This is a genomic window from Clostridium pacaense, assembly GCF_020709765.2.
Taxonomy (GTDB): Bacteria; Bacillota; Clostridia; order Lachnospirales; family Lachnospiraceae; genus Enterocloster; species Enterocloster hominis.
In genome coordinates, this window is record NZ_JAJFEB020000001.1 from 378,530 (window position 1) to 403,045 (window position 24,516).

The following is a 24,516-nucleotide window of genomic DNA, read 5'->3' on the forward strand; positions in this document are numbered from 1 at the left end:
TTATTCCCAAGGACAGTAAGGCAGGGGCTTGGTCATCCCGGTCCGTTTGGCCTTGTCAATCCCGCCGCCCATATGGGGCAGGTTCCCGCCAAGAAATACGGCCCGCATGACAGAATCCTCGCCGTATCGGCTGCGTATCCCGTCAATGGCCTCGTCCAGCCTGGCGTATTTCTCATAACGGTCCATATCGAACAGATTGTACTGATAGGCCGTATCATGGGTAACCCGGCTGGTGTGGACCCCCATCTGGCGGATGGGGGCCAGGTCCCACAGTTCTTCAAATATGAGACAGGCCGCCCGGTACATCTCAAGGGTTGTATGGGTGGCCGAGACCAGGGTCCTCTGGCGCGAGGCATGCCTGAAATCCCGGTCCGTAATGGATATGCCCACACAGCCCGCCTTCATCCCATCCGCCCGCAGCCTGGCGCACACTGTCTCCGTAAGGGAAAGGATGACCTGGCGGGCTGTATCTGCATCCGTCACATCCATGGGAACCGTCATGGAATTCCCATATCCCTTATTCTCCGGCAGTTCCTGCAAAAAGGGGGAGGTATCCCTGCCGTTGGCGTAGTCCCAGATAAATTCCCCGTGTTTTTTCAAATGCTGTTTCATCAGTCCACGGTCCGCTGCCGCCAAATCCCCGATGGTGCGGATTCCAAGGGTTCTCAGCTTCCGGCTGGCGGCGCGCCCCACCCAGAACAGGTCCTCCACCGGCAGGGGCCACATTTTCTTTGGGATTTCGCCCTTAAACAGGGTGTGGACCTTGTCGGGCTTCTGGAATCCCGATGCCATCTTGGCCAGCAGTTTGTTATCCGAGACCCCGATATTAACCGTAAATCCAAGGGTACGGCGGATTTCCGCCCCTATCTGCTGTGCAAAGGCCACCGGATTCCCCCACAGGTTCTTCGTGCCGTCCATGGCGCAGAAGGCTTCATCGATGCTGTACTGGTGGATATGGTGGGAATACCGGCTCAGCAATTCCATGAGGGCCTTGGAACATTGTACATACAGGTCATAATCAGGCGGCGCTATGATAAGCCCCGGACACCGGTTCCTGGCCTCCACCAGTGTCTCCCCTGTCCTGATGCCAAACCGCGCCGCCGGTCCTGACTTGGCCAGCACAATGCCGTGGCGGTCCTTCTCACTTCCGCCTATCACGGACGGCACGGTGCGCAGGTCCAGGTCCCCGCCTTTGATCCAGATCTCATGGGCAGCGCTCCAGCTGAGGAACGCGCTGTTGACATCCACATGATACCACAACTCTTCCATCTTCCCTTCCTGTCCGTCCTCCTATCCTGTCCGCCCTCCTATGATAAGGTCCGGAACAATGACCACTTGTGGGTGGACACCCGGTAGCGCAGTTCAATGAGCCGCCTCTGCCCTTCTGCCGCAGCCCAGCACACAAAGCTGATATAATCCATCCCGCAGTATCTTTCTTCCTTTGACGAAACAACTTCCTCCACTTTAACCGTAACAACGGCGTGCTCTTCATTCTCATACCGGAACCACAACGGCGTCATGTCGCCCAGCGTGCTGCACGCCCCAACCAGCTGTATGGGTATGTTCAAAGCAGCCATTACCCTCACCTCCTGTTTTCACTATACAGGAACATATGTTCGTTTTCAAGTGGTAATTACTGCCAATGCCTGATGACAGCCTGATGACAAGCTAATTACGGAACCGTCACAAAATCTGAAAGCGGTTCTTCTCATAGGCAATCACGCCTTCCTTCTGCATTTTAGAAAGCTCCCCGGACAGCGCGCTTCTGTCCACGGAAAGATAATCCGCCATCTGCTGCCTGTTAAAGGGAACCGTGACCGTCCGGTTCCCCTGCTTCACCGATTCCTGGGACAGGTATACCAGGACCCGCTCCCTGAGGGACTTGGGTGTGATCACATCCATCTTCTTTGTGAGGACCAGGTTCTTATGGGCCAGCACATACATCAGGCTGCGTATCAGCCTGGCATGGAAATCACAGGCAGAAGGACATGTGGTCAGGATGCGCTTAACGTCCACAAACAGCACCCTGGCGGGTCCTAAAGCCTGCACGTCCACCATCATGGCCTCCCCCTTAAGGCACGCGTACGTCTCCGCAAAAATCTGGCCCTGCCCGATATTCTCAATGATTTTCCGGTTCCCCCACACATCATCCTTTATGATATTGACGGAACCTTCCATCACGATTCCCAGACGGCCCGTGATATCCCCTGTCCTGTATATATAGGCATCCTTTTCAAACTCCTTTTCCTCCGCAGAGAGGCACTGCAGCATGGCCTCTATCTCCTGCTCCTTGATTCCCTGGAACAGCGGGGTACCCGATAAAATACGGATATTCATATTTTCTCCTTTCCGTTGTCAGAACAACATACATGTTGTCAAGATTATAGTATACTCCACCCATAACAGTCAAGCCGGACATATCCGGATCATCACCCATAACAAGGAGGAAACCATATATGAGTCATGAAATGTTTTGTTTTCAATGCGAACAGACCGCCGGATGCAGCGGATGTACAGGAAAGGCCGGTGTCTGCGGAAAAACCGCAAACACCGCAAAACTGCAGGATGAACTGACCGGAGCCTTAATCGGTCTTGCCAGGGCGGCTGATAACACCACCCCGCCCAAAGAAGCGGACCAGCTGATCCTGGAAGGGCTTTTTGCAACCCTGACCAATGTAAACTTTGATGATGCTTCCCTGAGACAGCTGACACAACAAGTCCGGGAGGTGAAAAACAGCCTTTCACCGCTCTGCCATGGATGCACTTCCCAGTGTGCAAAAAATGACGGCTATGACCTGGATTCCCTGTGGACGGAAAACGAGGATATCCGTTCCCTTAAATCCCTTCTCCTCTTTGGCATGAGGGGCATGGCCGCCTATGCCTTCCACGCCCGCGTCCTTGGCTATGAGGATCCGTCCGTCACTTCCTTTTTCTACAAAGGGCTTTTTGCAGTGGGCTATGACGGCTATGCCATGGAAGACCTGCTTCCTCTTGTGATGGAGTCCGGCAAGGTGAACCTGGAGTGTATGGAGCTGCTTGACAGGGCCAACAGGGAGACTTATGGCATCCCGGCTCCGGCCCGGGTTTCCATGACCATTGAAAAGGGACCGTTCATTGTCATCTCCGGCCACGACCTCCATGACCTGGAACAGCTCTTAAAGCAGACCCAGGGAACCGGGATCAACATATACACCCACGGGGAAATGCTTCCCGCCCATGCATATCCGAACCTCAGGAAGTATCCCCATCTGAAAGGGAACTTTGGGACCGCATGGCAGAACCAGCAAAAGGAATTTGACCATATCCCGGCCCCTGTGCTCTTTACCACCAACTGCCTGATGCCGGTAAAACCGTCCTACCAGGACCGCGTCTTCACCACCTCGGTCGTGGCCTACCCCGGGATGGTCCATATCGGGGATGGGAAGGACTTCACCCCTGTCATTGAAAAGGCCCTGGAATTAGGCGGCTATGACAGGGATATGGCCATGACCGGCATCAACGGCGGGACCAGCCTTACCACGGGCTTTGGCCACGAAGCCATCCTTGCCGCTGCCGGGACCGTGATTGAGGGCGTTAAAAACGGGGATATCAGCCGGTTCTTCCTGGTAGGAGGATGTGACGGCGCCCGTCCGGGCAGGAACTACTACACTGAATTCGTAAAACAGGCGCCAAAGGATTCCATCATCCTGACCCTGGCCTGCGGCAAATACCGCTTCAACGACCTGGACCTGGGAACCGTGGCAGGACTGCCAAGGCTTTTGGACATGGGACAGTGCAATGACGCTTACGGCGCCGTGAAGGTGGCTGTGGCATTGGCCAAGGCCTTTGGCTGCAGTGTCAATGACCTCCCCCTGACCCTGGTGCTCTCCTGGTATGAGCAGAAGGCTGTGTGTATCCTCTTAAGCCTCCTGCACCTGGGAATCCGGAACATCTATCTCGGGCCTACGCTGCCGGCCTTTGTATCCCCGGGCGTGTTAAACTACCTGGTGGAACAGTTTGACATCCATCCGGTTTCAACGCCCAAGGAGGATATCAGGCAGATTCTTGGACAGCAGTAGCATTGTTTCATGTAAAAAGCCGGATAAGATGCAGACATTTCCCGTCCGCGCCTTATCCGGCCCATTCATTCTCAAGGCTTCCCTTTCAGGAACACATACTCCGTTTCACCGGACAGTTCCCCGTGATAGCAATACCCCAGCCCGTCAAAGCCTTTCAGCTCCTCCGGGCTTTCCACCTGGTGTTCCGCCATGAAGCGCACCATCTCGCCACGGGCCATTTTAGCCTCCGTGGCCTTTACCTTTACTTTGGGCCGGCCCTCCTTATCCGTCTCCAGCACACCGAACACACAGGTCAGGTATGTGATGTCCGGCGTCAGGAAAGGTTCTATGGCCTTGCTGTATTCCTTCGAAGCAAGGTTGACCACCACCTTGTCCTCCCTTACCAGTTCCCGGTACAGAAGATCCCCCCAGTATCCATACAGGCTTGTGATTTCCTCCTGCCCTGCGCGTTCCGGCGGCAGCTTTACCTTTGCCTGCATTTCCAGGCGGTACGGCACGATTCCGTCCAGCGGCCGCAAAATCCCGTAAAATCCCGACAATATCCTTAAATGCTTCTGTACATAGTCCCAGTGCCTTGTCTCAAACACCCCCGGCGCCATGTACTGGTACTGGATTCCCTCATAGGACAGAAGGGCCGGTGACAGCCGTCCGGTCAGGTCCATGGTCTGAAAACGCTCATAGTTAAGCCCGGCAATCGCTTCATTGCACGCCCAAAGGGTCCTTGCCTGTTCCAGGCTCAGGCTTCTTATGTATTCTTTTAATGTTTCTGCCTTTGAAAGGAAACAGGGAAGATTGGCCGGATCCAGCTCATCTTCCCTGACATTCATCTTCTTGGCAGGTGATATGATTATGTTCATCCTGTCATCTACTCCACTTTCCCGATTCTTGGATAATAGCAGAACAGTACTTTTGCCATGATATCCTTCTTTGGTACGAACTGGTTCTTCCAGAACCTGGCGTCCAGTGAATTGTTCCGGTTGTCGCCCATCATGAAATAGCAGCCCTCCGGCACCGTGTAGGGACCGTAGGAGCCTTCCATGGGTTCTGGCAGATAAGGTTCATCCAGGGGCGTGTCGGAATCATTGATATAGACCTTTCCGTCAATGATGTTCACGGTCTCGCCCGGAAGCCCGATTACCCTTTTCACATAATAAAGCTCCCTGTTGTCCGGGAACTTGAAAATAATCACGTCCCCACGCTCAGGGTCACTGTTTATATAGGACAGCCTGGAGCCGATCACCCTGCTTTTGGACATGATCGTGTTCTCCATGGAGCCGGTTGGCACACGGCTGTTGGCAATGATGAAGTTGTTAAGGACCAGGGCAATCACCACGGCTGCTATGATGATCTGGATCCAGCTGATGACTTCCTTTTTCCAGCTGAAGGGTTCCTCCTCCTTCTGCCTGCGGCTCCTTCCCCGTTCCTTTTGGTCTTCTGTCTCTTCCATTTCCTCTATGGACATGTTGTTACCTCTTTTCTATGGTTTTACCGGATCTGGCCGTCCCCGTAAATAATGTATTTGGTGGTGGTCAGTTCCTTTAAGCCCATGGGGCCCCTGGCATGGAGCTTCTGGGTGCTGATGCCGATTTCAGCGCCAAACCCAAACTCATCGCCGTCCGTAAAACGGGTGGAGGCATTGACATACACAGCCGCAGCGTCCACCTCGTTCAGGAATTTCTGCGCATTGAAATAATCCGATGTCACGATAGATTCCGAATGGCCTGTATTATAAGTATTGATATGGGAAATTGCCTCATCCACGGAATCCACGATCTTAAGGGACAGGATATAATCCAGGTATTCCTTTCCCCAGTCCTCCTCCGTGGCAGGGACAAATTCCGGAACAATACCACATGCGTCCTCATCGGCCCGGATTTCCACATTTTTTTCATCCAGGCGTTTCTTTAACATGGGAAGGAATTCCTCTGCAATCTTCCTGTGCACCAGAAGGGACTCGCATGCATTGCACACGCCAATCCTCTGTGTCTTGGAATTAAAGACAATATCCAGGGCCATCATAAGGTCGGCAGACGCATCCACATACACATGGCAGTTGCCGGTTCCTGTCTCAATCACAGGAATAGTGCTGTTCTCCACCACTGTCTTTATAAGCCCCGCCCCGCCCCTGGGGATCAATACGTCAATATAACGGTTCAGGCGCATCAGTTCCCTGGTGGTCTCCCGGCTGGTATCCTCTATAAGCTGCAGGGAATCCTCCGGAAGCCCTGCCCTTGAAAGCCCGGTCCTCAGGGCCTGTGCGATGGCCTTATTGGACTGGAGGGCGTCGCTTCCGCCCTTTAATATGACTGCGTTGCCCGACTTGAAACAAAGGCCGAAGGCATCTGCGGTCACATTGGGGCGTGCTTCGTATATCATTCCAATCACGCCTATGGGCACCCGCTTCTGCCCGATCTGCAGCCCGTTGGGGCGCAGCTTCATGGAAAGGACCTCGCCCACCGGGTCATCCAGGGCAGCCACCTTAAGCAGGCCGTCGGCCATGGACTGGATTCTTGCGGGCGTCAGTTTCAGACGGTCCAAAAGCCCCTGGCCCATGCCGCCTGCCTCGGCCCGTTCATAATCTTCCCTGTTGCCTGCGAGGATTTCCTCCTCGCTGTCCAAAAGAGCCCTGGCAGCTTCCTCAAGACCCATATTCTTCTCCCTGGAACCCAGGGTGTTAAGTACCCTTGATACATCCTTGGCACGTCTGCCCATCTCAGTTAATGTCATCCTGCTCTCCTCTCCCTTCTGCACATGGCGGAAAACCCTCTAAACTTCCTTAATCCCGCCGTACTTCTTACCCAGATCCGTGACGGAACCATCCTGTTCCTGTATGGAAATGTTATTCAGGTTGCTTCTCAGGCTCCCGCGTATGGCGGCAATGTATTCCCGCCGCAGCCTTGCCTGCTCTTCCTTTTCCTCATCCGTAAGCCCCACGGACTGGGACTTATGGTACAATTCGTTGATGCGGTCAATTCTGGATGCGTCCATGTCAATCACCTCTTTTAATATTCATTGTTCAGATAATGCATCAAATCAAAATCCAGGTTGGGATGGGCTAAGAACAAGGTGCCCTTTTCCTGACCCGCCATGATATCCAGGATGACCTCCACCTGGTCGCCGTTGGCAATCACCATGTCCGCCCCGCTGTCCGTGGCAATCCTGGCCGCCGCCAGCTTGGCCGACATGCCGCCCGTGCCCACATCGCTGCTGGAGGTGGACTTGCCCATGTTCAGGAATTCCGGGGTAATCTCCGGCACCAGGCTTACAAACCGCGCCTCAGGATTACTTCTGGGATCATCGGAATACAGGCCGTCGATATCGGAAAGCAGGATTAAAAGGTCTGCCCCAATCAGCGCCGCCACGATGGCTGACAGTCTGTCATTATCCCCAAAGCTGTCCACATAGGGAATCTCCGAGGTGGACACGGTATCATTTTCATTGACAATGGGAATGGCTCCCAGATTCAAAAGCTCATCAAAGGTGTTCTGGGCATTGTACCTGGATGAATCATTAATCATGGTATCTTTTGTGAGAAGGATCTGGGCCGCTGTCTGGTTATACTCCGCAAACAGCTTCTGGTAGACCATCATGAGGCGGGCCTGCCCCACGGCTGCAAATGCCTGCTTCTCAGCCAGGGTATCCGGACGCCTGTGGTGTCCCAGGGCCTGGCGCCCTGCCGCGATGGCTCCTGAGGACACCAGGACCACGTCCCGTCCCTCCCCACGCAGGTCACTGATGACCCGTATCAGCTTCTCTATCTTCATAAGGTTCATCTCCCCTGTCTGCGGATGGGTCAGGGAGGAGGAACCGATCTTAATCACAATCCTCTGCTTTTCCTTAAGGCTTTGGCGTTCCTGGATTTCCATGGTATGCTCCTTATGATTCTTATATTGATTCCTGTTTATCTTACACCAATTTACAGGTCACGTCAATTTCTATTCCTTTCCACCATTGATTTTATCGCGGTCTTCACACATTGTTAAGAATCTGTAAACGGCCTATACCTGCGGATGATTTCCTCCGCAATCCGGATACCGTCCATGGCCGCCGAGGTAATGCCTCCCGCATAACCCGCGCCCTCGCCGCAGGGAAAGATTCCCCTGACTCCGCTTTCCAGGTTTCCATCCCTGGGAATGCGCACCGGGGACGAGGTCCTGCTCTCAATTCCCGCAAATATGGCGTCCGGGCGGTCAAAGCCTTTTATCATATGCCCGAAGCCCTCCATTCCCTCCAACAGGGCCTTGGTAATGGATTCCGGGAGCATTTCCCTTAAATTAGCAAAACAGTACTGCCCCTTAAAGGCTGGCTTCACTTCCCCAAACGAAGCGGATATCCTGTTTTCCTTAAAATCCCCGTAGAGCTGGACAGGAATCATCCCGCCTCCCAGGCAAAAGGCGTCCTCCTCCAGTTTCCGCTGGAACGCAACCCCTGCAAGGGCCTCCCTTCCAGCCTCCGCCACGGGGAAATCCTCCGGGGTGACCGTTACGATAAGGGCGCTGTTGGCATTGTCCCCGGCCCTGTCATGGTAGCTCATGCCGTTGACTGCAAGACGTCCCGGTTCCGAGGATGCATTGACAACATATCCGCCCGGACACATGCAGAAGGAATACACTCCCCTGCCTTCTGCCGTCTGCCTTGTCACCTTGTAACTTGCAGGCCCCAGCTCCCTGCACTCTTCCATGCCGTACTGGCTCTGGTTGATGAGCTTCTGCGGGTGCTGTACCCGCAGCCCCACTGCAAACGCCTTGGCCTCCATGGGAATCCCCCGGTCCAGAAGGACCTCAAAGGTATCCCTGGCGCTGTGCCCGATTGCAGGCACCAGGGCCTCCGTGTCAATCCGCTCGCTTCCATTGACCATCACCGCCTTAAGGCGTCCCTGTTCCACGATGAAATCAGTGACCCGGCTTGAGAACCGCACCTGTCCTCCCAGGTCCGCAATCTCCCTGCCCATGGCCTTTACGATCCGGCTCAGCACATCCGTGCCGATGTGCGGCTTATTTACATATAGGATGGATGGGTCGGCCCCAAACTCCACAAGAAGCCGGAGCACTTCCCTGTTCCTTCCTGACGCATCCTTTACCAGGGTATTCAGCTTTCCATCTGAAAATGTCCCTGCCCCGCCTTCCCCGAACTGCACATTGGAATCAGGGCACAGCTTTCCGGTTTCCCAGAACCCAGCCACCCGCTTTGTCCTGGTATCCACGTCCTCGCCCCGTTCCAGGAGGATTGGGCGGTAGCCCTGCCTTGCCAGCAAAAGCCCGCAGAACAGCCCTGCGGGACCTGTACCGATGATGACGGGCGGATGGGAAAGGCCTGCTGTACCCGGCCTGGGCAGGCAGTATCCCCCGCCGTCCTGTACCAGCACATTCCGGTTCCTCAGCCGGTTCACCAGCTTTTCTTCCTTTTTCCCGGCAATGCCCCTCACCGTCACATCCACCGAATAGCTGTAGGAAATATCCGGCTTCTTCCTTGCGTCCACGGACTGCTTCATGATGTCCAATGTATGGATTTCCCCTGCCGGCACCCCCAGGACAGAGGAAACCTTTGCAAGCATGTCCTGCCTGTCATGTCCCAGTGGAAGCTTAATCTGGTTTATGCGGATCATCAGCGGCTCCTTCCCGCAGGCTTCTTCCCTGCCATGTTTTTTGTTTCCCCTGCGGCACTTCTCCCCGCTATGGCCCCGCTGGACCATGCAAACTGCAGGTTATAGCCGCCGCAGATACCGTCCACGTCCAGCAGTTCCCCTGCCAGGTACAGGCCCTTTTTGACCTTGGATTCCATGGTTGTCCCGTCCACCTCATGCACATCCACGCCGCCGCAGCAGACCTGCGCATTGGCAAAGGGGTTCACGGACATGACAATGGCCTCATAGGATTTAATCTGTTCCAGAAGGCGGCCTGCCTGCCTGGCGGATAATTCCCCTGATTTCATGGAAGGGTCCACCCCTGCCAGCCGGATCAGGACCAGGGCCAGTTTCTTATTCAGAAGACCGGTGAACATTTCCTCCACTGTCTTATAATCCATGCGGGCCGCGCGTTTCCTCAAAAGGCCCAATGCCTCCTCCTCCTTCCAGGACGGCATGAAATCCACCTTCACAACCACCCTCCTGCCCTCATCCAATGCCCTGGCCGCGAAACGGCTGACCTGGAACACGGGAATCCCTGACAGCCCGTAATCCGTCAGCTGCAGCTCTCCTTTATCCTCTGCCAGAAGGATCCGGCCTGCACCTTTCCCCGATTTACTTAATTGGGGATTTTCCGCACCTTTCCCCGATTTACCGAATCGGGGACTTTCCATGTACAGGCCCACCCTTGCTTCGGTGCGGATACCTGCCATCTGCTTATACATGTTCCCCTGGCATCTGAGCTGCACCAAGGCCGGAAGCGGCTTTATCACACGGTGTCCCAGGCGTTTGGCCAGTTCATACCCGCTGCCGTCAGAGCCGGTGGAGGGCGCGGCCTTAGACCCAGCAGCCAGGATCAGGGCATCCGCCTCCAGCATCCCCTGGCTGGACGAAATCCTATATGTGCCGTCATGAAGCTGCTCTATCCGGTCCGCCTCACAGGAGAGAAGCACCTGTACGCCAAGGTGCCCCAATTCCTGGCGCAGGACATCCAGCACAGCGGATGCCTGGTCGGAATTGGGATAGATATATCCGTTCCTGTCCCTGGTTTCAATCCCCAGACCCCTGAAAAAGCGCAGGGTATCCTCCACTGAAAAACCGCTTATGACCTTCATGGGAAAGCTCCCGTCGCCGCTGCGGTAGCATTCCGGCTCCATGTAAAGGTTTGTCATGTTACATCTTCCATTGCCCGTGGAGAGTATCTTCTTCCCCACCCGGTCCATATGTTCCACAACCGTCACACGGGCGCCCCGTCTGGCCGCCTCAATGGCCGCCACCAGCCCGGATGCACCGCCGCCTATAATCACAACCCTTTTTTCCATATCTATGTCAGGCTCCTTACTGTCCAATAAAAGTTTACAACTCATTTTATCCGCTTTTCTGTCATATTTCAACTACTAAATAATCCATTGGAAGAGGAATGGATGGAAAGCCGGGGATTTTATCCGGATTCCCGGTCAGCGCCTTATGTATCCATGTAACATAAAAGACGGGGTGGATTCCTGCATCAAAGCAGAAACCCATCCCCGCTCAGCTGGTGAACGACTCCAGGTAATGATACACATCCATCATGGAAGGGAACCAGATTCCCTCCATGAGCCTGGACCTCTCCTTCTCCGGAAAATCCGTCACCGGAATATGGGTGTAAAGGCAGATTGTACTTCTGTCACTGCAGAATACCAGCAGGAAACCGGACTCAGCCACCAGGTAGTACTCCTCTGCCGGTGACTGGCTCTCCAGGATGGGCTTTATCTGTTCCTGGTTCATGGCTGCCTTGTCATCCATATCATTGACAGTCTCAGTCTCAATCACCGTATTGGGAACCGCCTGCTCCTGTCTCACATTATATCTGGTAACCCCATAACCCACGATAAGGCATACAATCGATGTGGCAATAAACAGCAGGACACAGTATAATACTTTTTTCATCAGGCTAACCTCCTAACATGCTGGAGCATTTCTCAGACATGCTCTGGAACACGCTCTGAGGTTAGTATCTGCTTTCTATGCTGTTTTAATCATGTTTTCACAAATTTTTCCTGTTATCCGTCCCGGCATGCCGGAATCAGCGACCGGAATCAGCGGCCGGACACACCGGCGGCGGGAATGGATTATCAGACACGTCCCAGCCAGTCCCTACAGAAGATGGAGCCTGCTTAACAGCCTTACAAGCCTGCGGCCGCCCGGCATTCCATTTAATTCATCCTCGTCCACTGCCCGGAACCGGACCAGCAGCAGGGCATATACTGCAATGGCCACTGCCACGGAAGGCAGGACCACCATAGCCATCCCAAGCCTTCCCCGCATCATGGAGGAGGGAAGGAGGGCATAAATCCCCCTGTACACCCCATATGCCGCGGCGCCCATGAAAATGGAGCACAGGGCGGGCAGGAACACGGTCTTCCTATATTCCTGCTTATATCTGACGAACCGCGCAATGGCATGTCCGTTCAGCAGGCACATCACAAGCGCAAAGACGATATTGGCAATGACCACGCTGTAAATCCCCATCTTAAGCACCATAAGGCACACTTCCAGCACCGCCACATGGACCACCAGGGCAGCCACTGCGTGGCGTATGGGCACATCCAGACGGTTCAGGCCCTGGAGGATGGCGTTGGTGACGGTTGACAGGGAATAGAACACCACTGCCAGGGAACCGATCATGGAAAGGCGGATCAACAGGCTGTTGTCCTCGCTGATGAACAAAAGGTTGCAGACCGGCTTTGCCAGCACCGTGATCCCCACTGCCGCGGGGATGGCAATCAGCAGGGAGAAACGGATGGCGGTTGCGATGCGCTCCAGCTTCTCCTTCCTGTTCCTGCTGGCCACGGCCCTTGTAAGGGAGGGGATAAGGGAAGAGGATAAGGCATTGGACACTGCCACGGGGATATTGAAGAGCAGCTGGTACTGCCCTAATGCGCCCCAGTAGGTGGCGATGGAGTCTTCCATATATCCCAGCTTATCCATGCCCTGCCCGAACAGGTAATTGTCCAGCACATTAGAACAGTTATAGATTCCGCTGCTGATTACAATGGGCAGCACGGTGATGGTAAGGATCTTAACCAGCCGCCGGTAGCTCTCCGTCCTGCCCGACACGTCCTTCCTTGCCTGCGCCCGCATATCCCCGCCCTTTGAGAGGGTCAGGATGATAAAATAAACCAGGGCGGTCAATGCCCCGGCGCCCGTACCGATGGTCCCGCCTGCCGCTCCCAGGGCATAGGAATAGTCCCTTGCGCCCTGGGCTGCATTGATGGATACACCCACATCAAACAGGATGCCGGCAGCCACCACGCTTACGATGGCATTGATGATCTGCTCCAGGATCTGGGATACCGCCGTGGGCACCATGGTCCCCGTTCCCTGGAAATATCCCCTGAGCACGCCCAGATAAGCCATGATCCAGATGGTGGGGGCCAGGGTCTTAAGGGCATAACGGCTAAAGGGGGTCTTAATCAGCTCCGCAAACAGGTCCGCCCCAAACCACAGCACAACGGCTGCCACGCCCCCGATCACGGTGGCATAAATAAGAGCCGCCTTCAGGATGCGGCTGCAGTTTCTGTACTCCCCCCTGGCAATCCTGGCGGATATCATCTTGGATACCGCCACCGGCATGCTGTAGGAGGATAATATTAACAGGATATTATACACATTGAAGGCCGATGTATAGTATCCATTGCCCTGTTTTCCTATGATGTCGTTAAGGGGCATCCGGTACAGCATGCCGATGATGCGTACCAGGATGCCGGCCATTGCCAGGATGCTGCCCTGTATGACGAAGTTGGCAGCCTTTTGTTTTCTGGTTCTTTTCTTAGATGTGCTTACATTCATATCTCTTTATTGTGAGTCCTCATTTCCCAATTATTTCTGACTTGGCAAAATCCTTGGTGGAAATGATGCAGATCCATGTCTGTCCCTGGTTCAGCACCACTTCGTTGTGTTCCTGGTCATAATACCGGGTAACGCCAAACTCCCCATCCTTTTCCCAGCTGATGGGAACCGCCTTGCCGCCTGTCATAAAATACCCGCAGTCAGAGGTATGTACATTAATATTCAGATAATCCGTGGTGGCATAAAAGCCGGACTGGCAATACTGGAATATCACGTTCCTGGCCGTGATGGGACCTTCATCCCCCTGGTGCACACCGCCGTACTGATACCGGTGATACAGCCCGTCCGAGGAATCGTATACAAAATACGCCTGATTCATGGCATACCCCGGCTTTACCGTGCCCGCGTCCATGACCCCGGGACGGCCTTCCAATGATGCTTCCTTCCCATCCCTGGCAAAGAGGTAATGGCCCTTATAGGAGGCATCATAATCAGGAGCATAGCCTAACTTCTGGATGGACTCCGTGATACGCTGGCCGCTGGTATATGCGTTGTGGGGGGACTTCTTATCCTTTGTGCGGTAGAATGCAGTGGTCCCTATCCCTTCCAGGCCGTTGATATTGTCCACATTGTTCAGATAAGGTTTGGCAAATGTGCTCTGCCCGAAATGTACATAGACAGCATCAAATTCCCTGGCAAAATACGTATAGTAAGTCCGGCAGCTGCGCACGGAACCAATCCGCTCCAGATTATCATAATCCTCAATCAGCGACATATAGCGGTTCATCCCGCCCTCCACCGGCGCTTCATAGACCACCCCGGCCCGGTTGATGCCATACTGGGGACGGGCCTCCTTGTCGTTGCTCATCATGACGGCTGCCGGCCGCCGGTTTCCCTGGGACACAGGAACCATTTTCCCGGTCAGGTAGCTGCGTATCATGCCGTCCTTTTCTTCCCGTTCCTCCGGGAGATAGTAGTCCCCCGCCCCGTCTGGCTCCACGCCGTCTGTTTCACGTTCAGAATGTATGATGATTTCAGGCTCAGTGGTCACGGCAGGCGTCTCCACCCCAGCCATACTTGTAACCTCCACGCCTGCCTCCCTGGCACATCCGGCCATAAAGCAGGCTGCCGCCGTCATCACTGCCATCCATCTGAACCATTTCCTCATCTTGTATACCCCCTGGTTTCCAGAATCTTCCTCTGCCTGTCCTCCATCTGTTCCCGCTCCCCTTCCTCCATATGGTCGTAGCCAAACAGATGCAGCATGCTGTGCGCCACCAGGAATGCCAGCTCACGTGTCTCGGAATGGCCGTACTTTTCCGCCTGTTCCTCCACCTTGTCCACGGAAACCACAATATCGCCCAGCATCAGTTCCCCGGTCTCAGGATTAAAATAATCCTCCACAGCCTCCTCCACATGGTCAAAATCCGAGGGCGTCCCGTAATCCACCATGGGGAATGAGAGCACGTCCGTGGGTGAGTCAATCTCCCGGTATTCCCGGTTGATTTCCCGGATGGCCTCATTATCCGTAAGGATCACATTCACCTCTGCCTCATAAGGGCATTCCTCATAATCCAGGGCTGCCAGGACGATATCACGGATGATATCCCCGTAGGGCAGGTCCAGTTTTTTTTCTGCTTCGTATTCAATGGATATTGTCATGGGTAACCTCTCTCCGGCTTTTCCTGCCTACCTCTCCCTGCGGCGCTCACGCTTTACAGGCGGCGTATTCTTCTGTTCATAGGATTCATATGCCTGTACGATTTTCTGTACCAGCGGATGACGCACCACGTCAGAACTGGTCAGGTAACAGAATCCGATATCGTCTATCTTCCTCAGCACCTTAAGGGCCGTGTCCAGGCCGGATACGGCTCCCGAGGGAAGGTCCTTCTGGGTCTGGTCGCCGGTAATGATGACCTTGGAACCAAAACCGATCCTTGTAAGGAACATCTTCATCTGGGCAGGCGTTGTGTTCTGGGCCTCATCCAGTATGATGTAGGCATTGTCCAGTGTACGTCCCCTCATGTACGCCAGGGGCGCCACCTCAATCAGCCCCTTCTCAGAGTTATGCAGGTACGACTCAGCGCCCATGATCTGATACAAGGCATCATATAAAGGCCTTAGATACGGGTCAATCTTGCTCTGAAGGTCCCCTGGCAGGAATCCCAGCTTCTCCCCTGCCTCTATGGCAGGACGCGTCAGGATGATACGCCCCACTTCCCCGTTCTTAAAGGCCTGGATGGCCATGGCCATGGCCAGATAGGTCTTGCCGGTACCGGCCGGTCCGATGCCGAACACAATCATCTTCTTGCGGATGGCATCCACATAATTCTTCTGTCCCAGGGTCTTGGGCTTTACCGGCTTGCCGGTAATGGTCCTGCAGATAATGTCCTTGTCAATCTCCAGGATCTGGCCGTCCTTCTCCGTAAAGGAAAGGGACAGGGCATAGTCCACGTTCTGCTCCGTAATGGTATTGCCCCTTTTGGACAGTTCAATCAGGTTGTTGAACACGCTCCTGGCCTGGCCTATGGTCTGTTCCGGCCCTATGATCTTAATCTCGCCGTCCCTGGCAATCATGGTCACATGCAGGGTGCGCTCTATCTTCTTAAGGTATGTGTCAAACTGCCCGCAGACATTCTTCTCATGTTCAGCGGGGATGTCAATCATGGTCTCAATCACACTCATCTAAGCTTATCTCGTCTCCTCTGGCTCTGTAGTTGGCTGTGTATCCGGTTCCGTCATGGGTTCTGACATGGGCTGGGTCCTTACGATGGATTCCTGGGTCACTAACTCCCCCTTCAGCCTGCATTCAGATACACTTGTTTCTATTCTATCATTATTTTCAAGAATTTGTACCCCCTTTTCCTCTAAATTTTTGACAAATTGGTAATTTATGGCTTTTGATATGTGTTCCAATTCCTCCTTTGTATAATTGCTTTCATAGGAAACCATTTCCTTTCCCCTTATATCCCCTATGTAGACAGGCAGGTAAAAATTGGAAAACAGCCTCAGCTGCTGCTCTTCCATGGCATAATCCCATTCCCCCTGTCCCCTGACCGGAAGCAGGCAGGTGAAGGACCATCTGCCCGCCTTCACATACCATCCCCTGCGCCTGCGCCCTGTCCCTGCCCGTTCCCTGTGGAGCATGGGAAATGTCTTTTCATACTCCCTGGATGTCCTGGCCACCACATCCGCGTCCGCATGGACCAGATAGGCATTGATTTCCTCCTCGCTGTCACCGATAATGGGCACGCGGCCGCTGACCAGTACCTGTCCTTCCTCCACCTCATCCCCAACGGAAACCTGGGCAATCCCCTGGCGCACCACCATGGATGTGATGGTACCCGCCCGGTCAGCCACAATGTCACAGGGTGTCTCGTCCTTCTCAGGGACAATGGACAGCACTTCATTTTCCTTGATATGGATCAGGAGCCTGGTGCCCGATACCCTGGCCGACACCCAGGTAATCTCCGGAAAGCTGGTGCGGATGGACGCTTCCAGGTCCTCACAGTTAATCCTGGATTTAAGCATCCCATAATCAATGTCCTGGGAATCCAGGTAACGTATGAGGGTGTCGTAGGTATACCGGTAATTGCCGTCAAACTGGATATCCCATATGAACAGGGACATCACGTACAGCACCAGGAAAAATGCAGCCAGGCCAGCCCCGAAATACCAGCGTTTTCTGTATCTGTAAATAAAAAAGGGAATACCAAAACGCCCGATGATATGCAGCCTTACCTGGGCTTTGCGTACCAGGGGCTTTACACGGCGGTACCCTTCCACTGTCATATAAAATTCATAGTCCCCGTCCCGGTTGCATATAAGCCCCCAGACTTCCAGCCCCCTGGCATTGCACAGGTTGAGGAAACGTTCCGGCGAATAACCGTGAAGACGGAGTCTTACATATCCTTTCCAGTTATGTAACAGCCAAACAATCAAACAGGCCCCTCCTCGCTATGAGCATTTAGCGTCCGTCCCTCAGACGCTTACGGGCAGCCGCCCACTTATGTTTCGAATTCCAGCGAACCAATCTGACCGGTTATCTTCATCTCCTCAGATGTATAATAATCAATTCTCAAACGGTTTCCGTGGATGAGTACCTTACAGTTTTTCGCCTGAAGTTTTACCAGGGTATCTGTATATATAAGGATGCTCCTGTAATTTTCCACATTCACCTGTCCGCGGCCCACAAAGCTTACAAGCACATCGCCCAGGATCACGTCCCGGGGCAGACCCAGTGCAGACACAGCTGTTTTCTTTGGTTCCCATGACATACGATCCACGCTCCTGATACACTGGTTCTTTTTATTATATGCATAAATGGGTGGAAAATGCAGTTCCATTTCAACCATCCCGGGTATTTCCGTGACATGGATGTTTTTTTGAAAAATCACTCACATTTGGCCCTGCACCTGAATAGACTATACTGAATCAATCAATCAGTGAGGTCGTTATGAATAACCAATCCTATCATATGGACAGAGCAAATGGGTATCCGGACACGTTGGTCAGCGCTGCCGAGGTCAGTGAGGCGGATATGCCCATTACCCCTCTTCCCAATCCAGGCGAAGGCGGTCCTGTGGACAGCGGGAACAACATGGACAATGGCGCCGGCGTCCCTGTCATCCCCCTTCCCAACCCAGGCGAGGGCGGTCCTGTGGACAGCGGACGTCCAAACTTCCCGCCTATTTTCCGTCCCGTATTCCCAGGCGGCACAGGCGGTTCCGTCACCGTCATTCCCGGCATCACCTTCCCATGCTACAACTGCACCGCCACCAGCTTTGGCAGGGTGCGCATCCTCAATGCGTCCACGGGTTACCAGCCATTCTATGTGTACATCGGCAACTGGATGGTGGCAAGCGGGCTTGCAAACGGGGACATCACAAGCTATGTGCAGGCAGCCTCAGGCACGCAGACCATTACCGTGTCCGGCGCCAACGGATATGTCTACATCCAGAAACCGGTCCAGGTAAGGGCCTCCTCCTCCATGACCATTGCCATCATCAACACGGCAAGCGGCCTGGACATCATGGAAATCTCCGATATTTCCTGCAACGCGCCTTCCGGCACCAGCTGCCTGCGCACCTGCAACCTGTCACAGAACCTTGGGCCGTTCGACGTGTCCATTGGGAACCAGAACAATTCCTACGTGGCCTTTACCAATGTACGCTACCGGGAAGTGACGCCGTATACCAGCTTTTATCCGGGATGGTATCAGCTCTATATTGCCAGGACCGGCGCATTCCCATCCACCTATCTGGCAACTGCCGCCGCCAATATGAGCGCCAACAATTCCTACACCCTGTATATTTTCAATGCCCCCAATGCAACCGACGGGCTGCGCACCATGGTGGTCTCCAACTAAAACATAAAAAGGACCGGATGCGGCTGATGATTCAGCCACATGACCGGTCCTTCTGTCATTTCTTCAATATATGTTCCTATGGTAAGGCATTACTCATCCCAGTTATGGTACACGGCCTGGACGTCGTCATCCTCATCCAGCAAATCCAGGGTCTTGTTCAGCTTCTTGATATCCTCCTCATCGGTCAGCTCCACCCACGTCTGGGGAATCATGGTCACATCCGCTTCCATCATGGGAATATCCTGGGCCTCCAGGGCCTCACGCACAGCGCTGAAATCCTCCGGGGCAGTGATTACCTCATAGCTGTCCTCTTCCTCGGCAAAGTCCTCTGCGCCTGCATCCAGGGCAATCATCATCAGCTCATCCGGATCCATCTCACATTCTTCCTTGTCAATGATGATCTGGCCCTTCTTGTCGAACATGTAGGACACGCTTCCAGGGGTCCCTACGTTGCCGCCGCCCTTGGTAAATGCACTTCTCACATTAGCAGCCGTGCGGTTCTTGTTATCCGTCAGCGTGTCGACGATAATGGCTACCCCGCTTGGCCCGTATCCTTCATATGTAAGGATCTCGTAGTTCACGGATGCAGCATCGCCTGCTGCTTTCTTAATGCCGCGGTCAATGGTATCATTCGGCATGTTATTGGCTTTTGCCTTGGCAATTACGTCGCGCAGCTTGCTGTTGTTGGCCGGATCCGCGCCGCCTTCCTTTACAGCCACCGCAATCTCACGTCCGATTACAGTGAAAACCTTGCCCTTTGCCGCGTCATTGCGCTCTTTCTTATGTTTAATATTGGCAAACTTTGAATGTCCTGACATCGATAAAACACCCTTTCCTTCATTCTGCTTAATCTGTTTTTCTATACTTCATACAGCTTATGCTGTATTTTATACACATCTTTTCTATCTTAGCACGATTTTTTTTATATGGCAAGTAAAAAATCCTGCACGCCTTACCGGTCCGCCTATCCCTGCTGCACCTGTGTGGTCAGGTTCCTCAGCCACTTCTTCTGCCTGTAACGGATATAACCCAGCACGGCCTTATACACTTCCTCCAGCATGACCAGGCCATAGACCATATAGATGGGCAGATGCCACACAAGGGCGCCTAAGAACGCCAGGGGCACACCGATGAACCAGACCCCGCTGGTATCCAGGAACAGGCACATCTTCGTGTCGCCCCCGCTTCTTAACACACCCACCACATTCACATAGTTGAACATCTTGGCCGGCATATAGCAGGCAAATATCAGGATGCACATGTTCACATCATGGCCAACCGCTTCCGTGATGTTATAAAGCCCGATAAGCGGGCCTCTGATCCCGATTACCACAAAGGCCGATGCAATGGTGACAATGAACTGCAGGATGAAAAACTGGGTGGCGTATTTCTCGGCCCGCTTTATCTTGCCCGCCCCCAGCTCATTGCCCAGGATGACCGCGGTGGCCGCGCTGAGTCCCTGGAACAGCACCACCACAATATCCTGTATGGTGGTGGCAATGGTTATGGCCGCCACCGCCTCGTCCCCCATCCGGCCGTAAGCCAGGGAATACATGGTGGTGCCAAGGCCCCACATGAACTCGTTGGCAATGACAGGGACGGATGTGAGCGCAAATGCCTTCACAAATGCGGACGGCCATCCGAAAAGTCCTGAAAAGCCGCAGGCAATGGGCATTTTCCTGGTGTAAACATAGGTAAGCATGAGACACACCTCAATCACACGCGCGATGAGGGTTGCCAGGGCCGCGCCCGCCACACCCAGGGCCGGGGCGCCGAACTTGCCGAAAATCAGCACATAGTTAAGGCAGATATTAATCGCAATGGCGATACAGCTGCCAATGACCGGGAACACCACCCGGTTTACCGCCCTCAGCATGGCCACATACACATTGGTCAACGCAATGAAGGGATAGGTAAGGGCCGCTATCTTCAGATACTTTGCCCCAAGCTCTATGCTGTCCTGGCTGGTGGTGAAGATACGCATCACCGCCTGTGGACATAGGATTGCGGGTACCGCAAAAAACAGGGCGCCTCCCAGTGCAAGCAGGATGGACAGCCCCAGGACCTTCCTGATATTCTTTACATCCCCGCTTCCCCAGAACTGGGCGGCCAGGATCCCTGCGCCGCTGACAATCCCGAATACCAGCAGGGAAAACACAAAAAAGACCTTATTCGCCAGCCCCACGGCCGCAATGGCCGTTGCCCCCAGGGTGCCGATCATCAATGTGTCCACAAGGTTCACCACTGTGTTCAACATGCCCTGAAGCGCTACCGGGCAGGCAATCATAAGGGCCTTTCTTAAAAACCTGCTGTCACGGAACATTTCCTTCGTGCTCTCTATGATTCCTGTCATCTTTTCCTTCCACCAAGCCTTTTTTGGATTTATCTGATTGGGGATTGCCGCTGTCCTTCCCCTGTTCTGTCCGCAGGCCTTCCCTGTCCTTCCCGCTGTCCCCTTCCTCCTCCTGGTCCTTAAACACGTGGATGCTCTCTATCATCTTATTGCCGGCCTTGATTACCTCAAAGGTATAGCCGCCGAACCCCACCCGGGGATTCTCCCCCTCCTGGGGTATGCGGTCCAGACGCGATATCAGATATCCGTTCAGGGTATCATATGTATCGCTGTCCTCCTCCGGGAACTCGATATCCAGCACATCCATCACATCATCCAGGGGCGTAAGGCCGCTCATGATAAAGGAGCCGTCCTCCCTGACGGAAATGAAATCCTCTTCCTCATCATACTCATCCATGATGTTTCCTACGATTTCCTCCAGTATGTCCTCCATGGTCAGGAGTCCTGCCGTCTGTCCGTATTCATCCACCACGATTTCCATGTGGATCTTGCCGGACTGCATCTCCTTAAACAGGGTGTCGATGCTCCGCGTCTCAGGTATGAAGTTGGCTTCCCTGAGAAGTCCTGGGACCTCAAGCAATGGCCTGTCCTTATATTCTTCCATTTCCACATACACCATGGCGTCCCTCATATGCAGGATCCCCACAATGTCGTCTATATCCTCCCGGTACACAGGGTAACGGGTGTTGATGCCTTCATTTAAGATAAAATGCACCGCATCCCCCAGCAGCATGGAGCCGTCCAGGGCCGTCATGTTGGTACGGTGGGTCATGATATCGGAAGCTTCCTTGTCCCCCAGTTCAAAGATATTGGTTATCATCTCTGTCTCGTCTGCTTCCAGGACTCCCTGCTCATGGCCTTCATTTACCATGGACATGATGTCTTCTTCCGTCACATTGTCGTCATCGTCCGCTATATCCACCCCGAAAAGCCGGAGTACAAGGGCTGACACCAGTGTGATCAGCCTGGTCAGGGGCAGGAACACACCTGCGGCAAACAGGACCACGGGCAGCATATGGTATCCCCACTTCTCCGGTTCCTTGGCAGCCAGACGTTTGGGGATGATGATTCCGAAGCTGATGATGATAAGCAGCAGCACGATGGCCACGGCCACCATGAACAGGATCTGCTCCCACCACATGGAATCCAGATACCATGGGACCCTGGATGCCCCGTCATACCATCCGGCCATGGGCTTAAAGATATGGATGCGCCTCATCAGCCCGTTGACCAGCACAGGAAGTATGACCGCGCCTGTAATCATACCAATCAGATGGGTTGTGATCTGAATGGTGTGCACGAACCGCCCCGGCCGGTTGACAATCTCAAGAAGCCTGGCAGCCTTCCTGTTCCCCTGGCGTGCCTCATCTTCCAGCTTCCCTTCATTCACGTTCTGAATCGCCGAACCGAATCCATAAAACACAGCCTCCAGAAGGATAAAACCAATCAATACAAGTATACTGACAGGCGAATAACCATCGTCCATAATACTATAAAGACTCCTTTCGTACTCATGCCGCCCTGCTTTTTGTCATGTAAAAAGCAGAGCAACGCCCCTTAAATCACGGCATAACTCTGCTTATCATAACATTTTTCTTATATTTCGTCAATGGTGCCTGTGCCTATGTATGCAGTTCCAGGCTTACCATCAGCGCTTCATCCACCTTCTGCTGAAGCTCCTCGTCTATATGGCATATCTTTTCCTTCAGCCGCTGCTTGTCAATGGTGCGCAGCTGTTCCAAAAGGATGACGGAGTCCTTAATCATGGCACACCGCCTTGTATTCAGTTCCACATGGGTCGGCAGCTTTGCTTTGTTCATCCTTGATGTAATGGCTGCGCATATGACTGTGGGGCTGTGTTTGTTGCCCACGTCATTCTGGATGATCAGCACAGGACGGACCCCTCCCTGCTCGGAGCCCACCACAGGCCGTAAATCCGCATAATAAATGTCTCCACGTCTGATAATCACATCGTCCACACTCCGTCAATTTATTCAACCTTAGTATTGGCAATATCTGACCTGTGTATACATTGCCCTGTAACCTAATAGTATCATATGTTTCAGACGCTTATTTGGAGCATGGTAGGCTTTTACATATATCCGAAGCCTTCGTAAATATCATTAAAATAATCTTTTTTCCCAATCACCCTGCCGTGCCGTATATATACCCTGGGCACCCGTTTCCCGATGCCGCAGATGATTTCATAGTGGAAACCGCCTCCGGCCCCGGCCAGTTCCTCCACGGAAATGAATCCATCCCCGTCCCTTCCGATCAGTGTCACCTCGTCGTCTTCCGCCGCACCCGCAATCCCGGTCACATCCACCATGAACTGGTCCATGCAGATCCGGCCCAGTATCCTGGCCCTCTGGCCGCGGATCAGGACAGAACCGAGGCCGGAAAGGGAGCGCGGATAGCCGTCCCCGTATCCCACCGGGATGGTGGCCACGCGCATCTGCCTGTCAGCCACAAAGGTGCCTCCGTAGCTCACCGCATCCCCGGGTTCAATGGTCTTTATGTAGGTGATGAAGCTCTTAAGCTCCATGGCCGGCGTCAGCTTCACCGCATCCTTTCCCACCTCATCCGACGGATACAGGCCATAGATGGAAATGCCCGCCCGCACCATGTCAAGGCCGTTGGCCCCCAGCGACTCCACGATACCGGCGCTGTTGGAGCAATGCCTGATTGGGATGGTTATCCCTCTGCTGCCGAGCATTTCCACAAAATCATTATATTTCCCAAACTGCAGTCCATAGGTGGTCTTATCCGCCTCGTCTGCCCTTGCAAAATGTGTGAACATGCCCTCAATGCGGATTCCCTCCAGCATGTTGATCCTGTATACCATGTCAGCGGATTCCTGGTCCGGTTTCATGCCGATGCGGTTCATGCCCGTGTCCACTGCCAGATGGATATTGGCCTTCTTCCCCATGGCGGCTGCAACAGCCGACAGCTTTTGGGCCTCCCCGTAACGGAACATGGCCGGACGGATATCGTACTGAACCAGGTCCTCAAACCGGCTTTCATGGGTCACGCCCAGGACAAGGATCATCTTGCGTATGCCGTGGCGGCGCAGGATGATGCCTTCGTCCACGGATGCCACGGCATATCCGTCCACATACGGGTCAATGGTCCTGGCAACCGGCACTGCGCCATGTCCGTAACCGTCTGTCTTGACCACGCCGATCATGGACGTGGAAGCCGGGAGGTTTGCCTTCATGGCCTCCATATTGGCAGCCACCGCATCCAGATGGATGGCCGCATATACCCTGCTGTATGGTTTCAT

Annotated in this window: 24 protein-coding genes; 2 read left to right on the forward strand and 22 right to left on the reverse strand. The window is 53.9% G+C overall.

Annotation, left to right across the window (positions count from 1 at the left end; translation table 11 throughout):
• From LK536_RS31430 to LK536_RS31440, 3 genes are all read right to left on the reverse strand, one after another.
• Nucleotides 1-1,269 carry a DNA polymerase Y family protein gene (locus LK536_RS31430; RefSeq protein WP_227794943.1) on the reverse strand — a complete coding sequence of 423 codons (1,269 nt, stop codon included), beginning with the start codon at nt 1,267-1,269 and terminating at the stop codon, nt 1-3.
• Nucleotides 1,270-1,307: 38 nt separating this feature from the next.
• A complete protein-coding gene (locus LK536_RS31435) occupies nt 1,308-1,577 on the reverse strand; it encodes a hypothetical protein (RefSeq protein WP_040382419.1) in 270 nt (89 codons plus the stop codon).
• 106 nt (nt 1,578-1,683) lie between these two features.
• Nucleotides 1,684-2,337 carry a Crp/Fnr family transcriptional regulator gene (locus LK536_RS31440; RefSeq protein ID WP_227794944.1) on the reverse strand — a complete coding sequence of 218 codons (654 nt, stop codon included), beginning with the start codon at nt 2,335-2,337 and terminating at the stop codon, nt 1,684-1,686.
• A 119-nt stretch (nt 2,338-2,456) separates the two neighbouring features.
• Between LK536_RS31440 and hcp the strand changes: the two genes are divergently transcribed.
• On the forward strand, nt 2,457-4,058 hold the full coding sequence (gene hcp / locus LK536_RS31445; RefSeq protein WP_227794945.1) for a hydroxylamine reductase: 1,602 nt from the start codon (nt 2,457-2,459) through the stop codon (nt 4,056-4,058).
• Nucleotides 4,059-4,129: 71 nt separating this feature from the next.
• On the opposite strand, the gene yaaA is transcribed toward hcp, so the two are convergent.
• The 14 genes from yaaA to LK536_RS31515 form a co-directional block, all read right to left on the reverse strand.
• Nucleotides 4,130-4,915 carry a peroxide stress protein YaaA gene (gene yaaA, locus LK536_RS31450; RefSeq protein ID WP_227794946.1) on the reverse strand — a complete coding sequence of 262 codons (786 nt, stop codon included), beginning with the start codon at nt 4,913-4,915 and terminating at the stop codon, nt 4,130-4,132.
• A gap of 8 nt (nt 4,916-4,923) precedes the next feature.
• Nucleotides 4,924-5,520 (reverse strand): signal peptidase I, encoded by a 597-nt coding sequence (gene lepB / locus LK536_RS31455; RefSeq protein ID WP_227794947.1) that lies wholly within the window; start codon nt 5,518-5,520, stop codon nt 4,924-4,926.
• 23 nt (nt 5,521-5,543) lie between these two features.
• Nucleotides 5,544-6,785: a glutamate-5-semialdehyde dehydrogenase gene (locus LK536_RS31460; RefSeq protein WP_008725396.1), complete on the reverse strand. Its 1,242-nt coding sequence runs from the start codon at nt 6,783-6,785 to the stop codon at nt 5,544-5,546.
• A 39-nt stretch (nt 6,786-6,824) separates the two neighbouring features.
• Entirely contained in the window at nt 6,825-7,046 is a 222-nt protein-coding gene (locus LK536_RS31465; protein WP_008725386.1) for a DUF896 domain-containing protein, read from the reverse strand.
• A gap of 14 nt (nt 7,047-7,060) precedes the next feature.
• Nucleotides 7,061-7,924 carry a glutamate 5-kinase gene (gene proB / locus LK536_RS31470; RefSeq protein ID WP_008725384.1) on the reverse strand — a complete coding sequence of 288 codons (864 nt, stop codon included), beginning with the start codon at nt 7,922-7,924 and terminating at the stop codon, nt 7,061-7,063.
• Nucleotides 7,925-8,037: 113 nt separating this feature from the next.
• Nucleotides 8,038-9,663, reverse strand: coding sequence for an NAD(P)/FAD-dependent oxidoreductase (locus LK536_RS31475; RefSeq protein ID WP_227794948.1), 1,626 nt, complete (start codon nt 9,661-9,663; stop codon nt 8,038-8,040).
• Nucleotides 9,663-11,003 carry a BaiN/RdsA family NAD(P)/FAD-dependent oxidoreductase gene (locus LK536_RS31480; RefSeq protein WP_235712055.1) on the reverse strand — a complete coding sequence of 447 codons (1,341 nt, stop codon included), beginning with the start codon at nt 11,001-11,003 and terminating at the stop codon, nt 9,663-9,665. Before LK536_RS31480 ends, LK536_RS31475 begins: the two co-directional genes overlap by 1 nt.
• A 208-nt stretch (nt 11,004-11,211) precedes the next feature.
• Complete coding sequence (locus tag LK536_RS31485) at nt 11,212-11,610, reverse strand: hypothetical protein (protein WP_008725377.1); 399 nt, start codon at nt 11,608-11,610, stop codon at nt 11,212-11,214.
• A 207-nt stretch (nt 11,611-11,817) separates the two neighbouring features.
• Nucleotides 11,818-13,512: a putative polysaccharide biosynthesis protein gene (locus tag LK536_RS31490; RefSeq protein ID WP_227794950.1), complete on the reverse strand. Its 1,695-nt coding sequence runs from the start codon at nt 13,510-13,512 to the stop codon at nt 11,818-11,820.
• 19 nt (nt 13,513-13,531) lie between these two features.
• Nucleotides 13,532-14,680 (reverse strand): DUF3048 domain-containing protein, encoded by a 1,149-nt coding sequence (locus LK536_RS31495; RefSeq protein WP_227794951.1) that lies wholly within the window; start codon nt 14,678-14,680, stop codon nt 13,532-13,534.
• Entirely contained in the window at nt 14,677-15,174 is a 498-nt protein-coding gene (gene ybeY, locus LK536_RS31500) for an rRNA maturation RNase YbeY (protein ID WP_008725374.1), read from the reverse strand. Before ybeY ends, LK536_RS31495 begins: the two co-directional genes overlap by 4 nt.
• Nucleotides 15,175-15,201: 27 nt before the next feature.
• Nucleotides 15,202-16,197: a PhoH family protein gene (locus LK536_RS31505; RefSeq protein WP_008725373.1), complete on the reverse strand. Its 996-nt coding sequence runs from the start codon at nt 16,195-16,197 to the stop codon at nt 15,202-15,204.
• 6 nt (nt 16,198-16,203) lie between these two features.
• Nucleotides 16,204-17,454: a sporulation protein YqfD gene (locus LK536_RS31510; RefSeq protein WP_040382412.1), complete on the reverse strand. Its 1,251-nt coding sequence runs from the start codon at nt 17,452-17,454 to the stop codon at nt 16,204-16,206.
• Between the two features lie 65 nt (nt 17,455-17,519).
• A complete protein-coding gene (locus tag LK536_RS31515) occupies nt 17,520-17,789 on the reverse strand; it encodes a YabP/YqfC family sporulation protein (RefSeq protein ID WP_025482076.1) in 270 nt (89 codons plus the stop codon).
• Between the two features lie 200 nt (nt 17,790-17,989).
• Here LK536_RS31515 and LK536_RS31520 point away from each other — a divergent pair, with 200 nt between their 5' ends.
• Nucleotides 17,990-18,880: a DUF4397 domain-containing protein gene (locus LK536_RS31520; RefSeq protein WP_506092023.1), complete on the forward strand. Its 891-nt coding sequence runs from the start codon at nt 17,990-17,992 to the stop codon at nt 18,878-18,880.
• An 89-nt stretch (nt 18,881-18,969) separates the two neighbouring features.
• Here LK536_RS31520 and LK536_RS31525 read toward each other — a convergent pair whose 3' ends face one another.
• The 5 genes from LK536_RS31525 to alr form a co-directional block, all read right to left on the reverse strand.
• Nucleotides 18,970-19,698: a YebC/PmpR family DNA-binding transcriptional regulator gene (locus tag LK536_RS31525; protein WP_008725355.1), complete on the reverse strand. Its 729-nt coding sequence runs from the start codon at nt 19,696-19,698 to the stop codon at nt 18,970-18,972.
• Nucleotides 19,699-19,844: 146 nt separating this feature from the next.
• Nucleotides 19,845-21,233: an MATE family efflux transporter gene (locus LK536_RS31530; RefSeq protein ID WP_025482077.1), complete on the reverse strand. Its 1,389-nt coding sequence runs from the start codon at nt 21,231-21,233 to the stop codon at nt 19,845-19,847.
• On the reverse strand, nt 21,193-22,719 hold the full coding sequence (locus tag LK536_RS31535) for a hemolysin family protein (protein WP_025482078.1): 1,527 nt from the start codon (nt 22,717-22,719) through the stop codon (nt 21,193-21,195). Before LK536_RS31535 ends, LK536_RS31530 begins: the two co-directional genes overlap by 41 nt.
• Nucleotides 22,720-22,855: 136 nt before the next feature.
• Nucleotides 22,856-23,203 carry a type II toxin-antitoxin system PemK/MazF family toxin gene (locus LK536_RS31540; RefSeq protein WP_025482079.1) on the reverse strand — a complete coding sequence of 116 codons (348 nt, stop codon included), beginning with the start codon at nt 23,201-23,203 and terminating at the stop codon, nt 22,856-22,858.
• 122 nt (nt 23,204-23,325) lie between these two features.
• The gene (alr, locus tag LK536_RS31545; protein ID WP_227794952.1) at nt 23,326-24,516 is read right to left on the reverse strand and encodes an alanine racemase; all 1,191 of its coding nucleotides are present in this window, start codon (nt 24,514-24,516) and stop codon (nt 23,326-23,328) included.

Coding starts and splice junctions, on each gene's coding strand:
- LK536_RS31485 (WP_008725377.1), bottom strand. CDS start 11,610: ATGAAAAAAGTATTATACTGTGTCCTGCTGTTTATTGCCACATCGATT.
- LK536_RS31440 (WP_227794944.1), bottom strand. CDS start 2,337: ATGAATATCCGTATTTTATCGGGTACCCCGCTGTTCCAGGGAATCAAG.
- LK536_RS31435 (WP_040382419.1), bottom strand. CDS start 1,577: ATGGCTGCTTTGAACATACCCATACAGCTGGTTGGGGCGTGCAGCACG.
- ybeY (WP_008725374.1), bottom strand. CDS start 15,174: ATGACAATATCCATTGAATACGAAGCAGAAAAAAAACTGGACCTGCCC.
- LK536_RS31530 (WP_025482077.1), bottom strand. CDS start 21,233: ATGACAGGAATCATAGAGAGCACGAAGGAAATGTTCCGTGACAGCAGG.
- LK536_RS31460 (WP_008725396.1), bottom strand. CDS start 6,785: ATGACATTAACTGAGATGGGCAGACGTGCCAAGGATGTATCAAGGGTA.
- LK536_RS31495 (WP_227794951.1), bottom strand. CDS start 14,680: ATGAGGAAATGGTTCAGATGGATGGCAGTGATGACGGCGGCAGCCTGC.
- LK536_RS31515 (WP_025482076.1), bottom strand. CDS start 17,789: ATGTCATGGGAACCAAAGAAAACAGCTGTGTCTGCACTGGGTCTGCCC.
- LK536_RS31525 (WP_008725355.1), bottom strand. CDS start 19,698: ATGTCAGGACATTCAAAGTTTGCCAATATTAAACATAAGAAAGAGCGC.
- proB (WP_008725384.1), bottom strand. CDS start 7,924: ATGGAAATCCAGGAACGCCAAAGCCTTAAGGAAAAGCAGAGGATTGTG.
- lepB (WP_227794947.1), bottom strand. CDS start 5,520: ATGTCCATAGAGGAAATGGAAGAGACAGAAGACCAAAAGGAACGGGGA.
- LK536_RS31480 (WP_235712055.1), bottom strand. CDS start 11,003: ATGGAAAAAAGGGTTGTGATTATAGGCGGCGGTGCATCCGGGCTGGTG.
- LK536_RS31430 (WP_227794943.1), bottom strand. CDS start 1,269: ATGGAAGAGTTGTGGTATCATGTGGATGTCAACAGCGCGTTCCTCAGC.
- hcp (WP_227794945.1), top strand. CDS start 2,457: ATGAGTCATGAAATGTTTTGTTTTCAATGCGAACAGACCGCCGGATGC.
- LK536_RS31475 (WP_227794948.1), bottom strand. CDS start 9,663: ATGATCCGCATAAACCAGATTAAGCTTCCACTGGGACATGACAGGCAG.
- LK536_RS31520 (WP_506092023.1), top strand. CDS start 17,990: ATGGACAGAGCAAATGGGTATCCGGACACGTTGGTCAGCGCTGCCGAG.
- alr (WP_227794952.1), bottom strand. CDS start 24,516: ATGAAACCATACAGCAGGGTATATGCGGCCATCCATCTGGATGCGGTG.
- LK536_RS31505 (WP_008725373.1), bottom strand. CDS start 16,197: ATGAGTGTGATTGAGACCATGATTGACATCCCCGCTGAACATGAGAAG.
- LK536_RS31490 (WP_227794950.1), bottom strand. CDS start 13,512: ATGAATGTAAGCACATCTAAGAAAAGAACCAGAAAACAAAAGGCTGCC.
- yaaA (WP_227794946.1), bottom strand. CDS start 4,915: ATGAACATAATCATATCACCTGCCAAGAAGATGAATGTCAGGGAAGAT.
- LK536_RS31465 (WP_008725386.1), bottom strand. CDS start 7,046: ATGGACGCATCCAGAATTGACCGCATCAACGAATTGTACCATAAGTCC.
- LK536_RS31535 (WP_025482078.1), bottom strand. CDS start 22,719: ATGGACGATGGTTATTCGCCTGTCAGTATACTTGTATTGATTGGTTTT.